Source organism: Longimicrobiaceae bacterium, assembly GCA_035936415.1.
In the GTDB taxonomy this organism is placed as follows: Bacteria; Gemmatimonadota; Gemmatimonadetes; order Longimicrobiales; family Longimicrobiaceae; genus JAFAYN01.
Map to the genome: position 1 here is coordinate 1 of DASYWD010000090.1, position 5,306 is coordinate 5,306.

Below are 5,306 nucleotides of genomic sequence, written 5' to 3' on the forward strand. Positions count from 1 at the left end.
ACCCGCTCCAGCAGCTCCCCCACCGTCGGCGCGCCCGAGAGGTCCAGCCGCAGCGCCAGCGTGTTGACGAAGAAGCCGATCAGCCCCTCGATCTCCCTCCTGCCCCGGTTGGCCGTGGGCGTGCCCACGACCAGGTCCTCCTGCCCAGAGAGGCGCGAGAGCACCGCCGCCCAGCCGGCCAGCAGCGTCATGAACAGCGTCGTCCCCTGCCGCCGCGACAGCGCCTTCAGCCCGGCGGTCAGCTCCTCGTCCAGCGCCACGCCCAGCGAGGCCCCGGCATGGTCCTGCACCACCGGGCGCGGGCGGTCGGCGGGCAGCTCCAGCAGCTCGGGCGCGCCGGAGAGCGTCCACCTCCAGTACTCGGCCTGCTGGCGCAGCACCTCTCCCTCCACCCAGCGCCGCTGCCACACCGCGTAGTCGGCGTACTGCACCGGAAGCTCCGGCAGCGGGTCCGCCTCCCCGCGGCCGAACGCGGCGTAGAGCGCGCTCAGCTCGCGGGTGAACACGCCCATGCTCCAGCCGTCGGAGACGACGTGGTGCATGGTCACCTGCAGCACGTGCTCGTCCTCTCCCAGCCGCACCAGGCGCCCGCGGATGAGCGGCCCCCGCTCCAGGTCGAACGGCGCGCTCCACTCCTCCACCAGGAGGCAGCGCAGCTCCTCCTCGGCGTCCGCCTCGCCGCGCAGGTCGTGCTCCACCAGGGAGAAGCGGCTCTCCTCCACTGGGGCGATCCGCTGCACCGGCTCGCCGCCGGCCAGGGAGAAGGTCGTGCGCAGCGCCTCGTGCCGCGCCACGATCCGATCCAGCGCCTGCCGCAATGCCGCACGGTCCAGCTCCCCCCGCAGCCGCAGCCGCCAGGGGACGTGGTAGGCATTCCCGACCCCGCCCATCTGCTCCAGGAACCAGAGCCGCTGCTGCGCGAAGGAGAGCGGCAGCGGCGCGGTGCGCTCCGCCGGCTCGATGGGCGGCAGGTCCGCCCGGGCCGCGTCCGCCGCGGCGCGCGCGTACTCCGCCAGCACAGGGAGGCGGAAGACCTCTCCCAGGGGGACCTCCACCCCGAGCCGCTGCCGTACGCGCGAGGCCACCTGGACCGCCAGCAGGGAGTGCCCGCCCAGCTCGAAGAAGTGGTCCCACCGGCCCACACGCTCCACCTTCAGCACCTCCGCCCAGGTCTCCGCCAGCGCCTGCTCCACCTCCCCCTGCGGCGCCTCGTAGCCCCGCCGCGCGTACGCATCCCTCTCCGGCGCCGGCAGCGCCCGCCGGTCCACCTTCCCGTTGGGCGTCAGCGGCAGCGCATCCAGGTGCACGTAGGCGGCCGGTACCATGTACTCCGGCAGCCGCTCCGCGAGGTACGCCCGCAGGCCGTCCGCTCGCACCTCGTCGGGCCCCGCCCAGTACGCCACCAGCCGCTTCTCCCCCGCCTCCTCCTTCCGGGCCACCACCACGGCCTCACGCACCCCCGGGTGCTCCAGGAGCCGCGCCTCGACCTCCCCCAGCTCGATCCGGAAGCCGCGCACCTTCACCTGCGCGTCGATGCGGCCCAGGTACTCCAGCTCCCCCGTGGGGAGCCAGCGCGCCAGGTCGCCGCTCCGGTACAGCCGTCCGCCCGGCGCGCCGCCGAAAGAGTCCGGGACGAAGCGCTCCGCCGTCAGCTCCGCCCGCCCCAGGTAGCCCCGCGCCAGGCCGGCGCCCGCCACGTGCATCTCGCCCGGGACGCCCACGGGCGACGGCTCGCCGCGCGGGTCCAGCACGTAGACGCCCAGGTCCGGGATGGCGCGCCCGATCGCGCTCACGGAGCCGCGCTCCACGTCCTCCGCCGTGATGGGGCGGTAGGTGACGTGCACGGTGGTCTCGGTGATCCCGTACATGTTCACCAGCCGCGGCCGCTCCGTCCCGTGCCGCGCCGTCCAGGGGCGCAGCGTGCCCGGCTCCAGCGCCTCCCCGCCGAAGACCACGTACCGCAACGACAGGTCGTCGGCGCGCTCCGCCGCCTCGTCCTCGGCGATCAGCTGCCGGAAGGCGGAGGGGGTCTGGTTGAGCACCGTCACCCGCTCGCGCACGAGCAGCTCGCGGAACGCCTCCGGCGAGCGGCTGGTCTCCCAGGGGACCACGACCAGGCGCCCTCCGTAGAGGAGCGCGCCCCAGATCTCCCAGACGGAGAAGTCGAAGGCGTACGAGTGGAACAGCGTCCACACGTCGTCTTCCCCGAAGCCGAACCAGGGCTCGGTGGCGGTGAAGAGGCGCACCACGTTGGCGTGGGTGACCTGCACGCCCTTGGGGCGGCCGGTGGATCCGGAGGTGTAGATCACGTACGCGGCGTTCCGCGGGTCCGGTCCCGCACGGTCCGGATCGCTCGCCGGCCGATGGGCCCACTCCGCGGCATCCCCCGCCAGGTCCAGCACCGGCACCCCCGGCGGTCCGAGCCGCTCCCGCAGCGGGGCCACGGTGAGCACCGCCGCAGGCGCGCTGTCCCGGAGCATGTACGCCAGCCGCTCCCGCGGGTACTCCGGATCCAGCGGCACGTACGCCCCGCCGGCCTTGAGCACCGCCAGCAGCCCCACCACCATCTCCACGCTCCGTTCGGCACAGATGGCGACGCGCGCGTCCGGGCCGACGCCCAGCCCGACCAGGTGGTGCGCCAGCCGGTTCGCCCGCCGGTTCAGCTCGGCATAGCTCACCTGCTCGCCCTCGAAGACCACCGCCACCGCGTCGGGGCTGCGCCTCACCTGGCGCTGGAAGAGCTCGTGTACGCAGAGGTCCTGCGGATATGCCGCCTCCGTCGCGTTCCACTCCTGCAGCACCTGCCGCCGCTCCATCTCCGGCAGCACGTCGATGGTCCCGGTCGCCTCCCACGGCGAGACCTCCAGCGCTTCCACCAGCCGCTCCAGCGCCGTATGCATCATCCGGCACACCCGCGCCGCCTCCACAGGTGCCGCCACCTGCGCCCTGATCAGGAAGCCTCCCCCTCCCATCTCGTCCATCACGACCATCACGGGGTAGTTCGTCCGCTCCTCGACGTGAATTCCCCGGACGCCTACCCTGGACCGCCCCGCCTCCGGGGAACGCCCGCTCCTCCCGCTGTAGCGGTAGTTCAGCAGGGAGGTGAACAGCGGCCCCGGCGCCGGCACCCCGCTGCACCGCTGCGCCAGCGCCAGGGAGGCGCGGTCGTGCCGCAGCAGCTCCGCCAGCAGCCCGTGCGTTTTCCGGACGCTCGCCTCCACCGCCTCCGCCCCCACCCCGATCCGCACCGGCAGCGTGTTGATGAAGAGCCCCATCACCCGGTCCGAATCTGCCACACCCTGCGTGCGGCCGAACAGCACGGTACCGAACACCACGTCCTGCCGGCCGGTCAGCCGCGCCAGCACCAGCGCCCACGCCAGGTGGCACAGGCTCGCCGCGCTCACCCCCAGCTCCCGCGCACGGGCCCGCAGCCGCTCCGGGAGGCTCTTCTCCATTTCGAGCTGCGCCTCCCCGATCCCGCGTCCCTCCCCCCACACGTCCAGCAGCCCGTACGGCGCCGTGGGTTCCTGCACGTCCCCCAGCAGCTCGCGGAAAAACGCCTCCTGCTCCTCCCGGCTCACCCCCAACCGCGTTTGCGCCACGTAGCTCCGGAAGGGGAGGGGCGGGGGGAGTTCCGAGACCCGTCCCTGCAGATGTGCCGAGATCTCATCCCTGAGCACCTCGTGCGACTCATGGTCGCCCGTCAGGTGGTGCACCAGCAGGAGCAGCAGCCAGCGACCCCTCTCGCGGTCTTCGGCGATGCATGCCCGCAACAGCGGTGCGCGCCCGAGGTCCATCCGGTACCGCCGCGGGTCGTACCGCCGCCACAGCTGCTCGGCCGCATCCCCTCCTTCCTCGTCCAGCTGTACCTCCTCGACCGGCAGCTCCGCGCGCCGCCAGACGACCTGCACCGGCTCCCGCAGCCCCTCCCACCGGATCGCCGTGCGCAGGATGTCGTGCCGGTCGATCACCGCCTGCAGCGCCGCCAGATACTGCTCCAGACGCTCGCGGGTGTCGAAGCTGGCCAGGCTCGGCGTCAGGTAGGGATCACCCTGCTCCGCCATCAGGTGATGGAAGAGGATTCCCTCCTGCAGCGGCGCCAGCGGGTAGACGTCCTGCACGTTGGCGGCGCCCCCGGGCACCCCCGCCACGACGAGGTCGATCTCCGCCTGGCTCAGCTCCACCAGCGGCAGCATCTCCGGCCGGATCGCCCCGCACCCCTCCGGGATCCCGTTCGCCGGAACCTCCAGCTCGTGAGACTCCCCGCCTGCCGCCTTCGCCAGCTCCGCCAGCACGGGCGTGGTGAAAAGCGCCCGCACGTCCGTGAACAGCCCCACGCGCCGCATCCGTTCGATCAGCGCGATCGCCAGTAGGGAGTGGCCGCCCAGCGCGAAGAAGTTGTCCCACCGCCCCACCCGCTCCACCTTCAGCACCTCCGCCCAGACCTCCGCCAGCGCCCGCTCCACCTCGCCCACCGGCGCCTCGTAGCCCCGCCGCGCGTACGCCTCCCCTTCCGGGGCCGGCAGCGCCCGCCGGTCCAGCTTCCCGTTGGGCGTAAGCGGCATCTCCTCCAGGCGCACGTACGCCGCCGGCACCATGTGCTCCGGCAGCCGCTCCAGCAGGTGCGCCCGCAGCGTCTCGGCCTCGAGCGCCTCCCCCACCCAGTACGTCACCAGCCGCCGGTCTCCCGGCGCGTCCTCCCGCGCCACGACCACCGCCTCCCGCACCCCGGCGTGCGCGCGGAGCCGCGCCTCCACCTCGCCGGGCTCGATGCGGAACCCCCGCACCTTCACCTGCCGGTCCGTGCGCCCCAGGAACTCCAGGCTCCCCTCCGGCAGCCAGCGCACGAGGTCACCCGTGCGGTACAGCCGCGCCCCCGGTTCCCCGCCGAACAGGTCGGGGACGAACCGCTCCGCCGTCAGCTCCGGCCGGTTCAGGTATCCGAGCGCCAGACCCGCCCCGCCCACGTGGAGCTCGCCGGCCACGCCCACCGGCGCCGGCTCGCCGTCGCGGTCCAGGACGTAGACCCGCGTGTTCGCGTTCGGCCGCCCGATCGGCACCCGCGCCGTCCCCTCCGGGATGCTCTCGACCCGGTGGGCGATGGAGAACGTGGTCGTCTCCGTCGGTCCGTAGCAGTTCAGGAGCGCCCGGGGGCCGCCCTCGCCCAGGAGCCGCCCGTAGGCGGCCGGGTCCGCCCGGTCGCCTCCGGTGAGCACGTGGCGCAGGCCCGCCAGCGCGCCCGGGATCGCTTCCGAGTAGGGGTTGAAGAGCACCGGGGTGATCAGCATCGTGGTCACGCCCTGGTC

1 protein-coding gene is annotated in these 5,306 nt (G+C 73.7%); it reads right to left on the reverse strand.

Going from position 1 to position 5,306, the window contains the following annotated elements; translation table 11 throughout:
• On the reverse strand, window positions 1-5,288 hold a 5,288-nt coding region (locus VGR37_03565; GenBank protein ID HEV2146473.1), incomplete at its 3' end, for an amino acid adenylation domain-containing protein.
• Window positions 5,289-5,306: the final 18 nt, after the last annotated feature.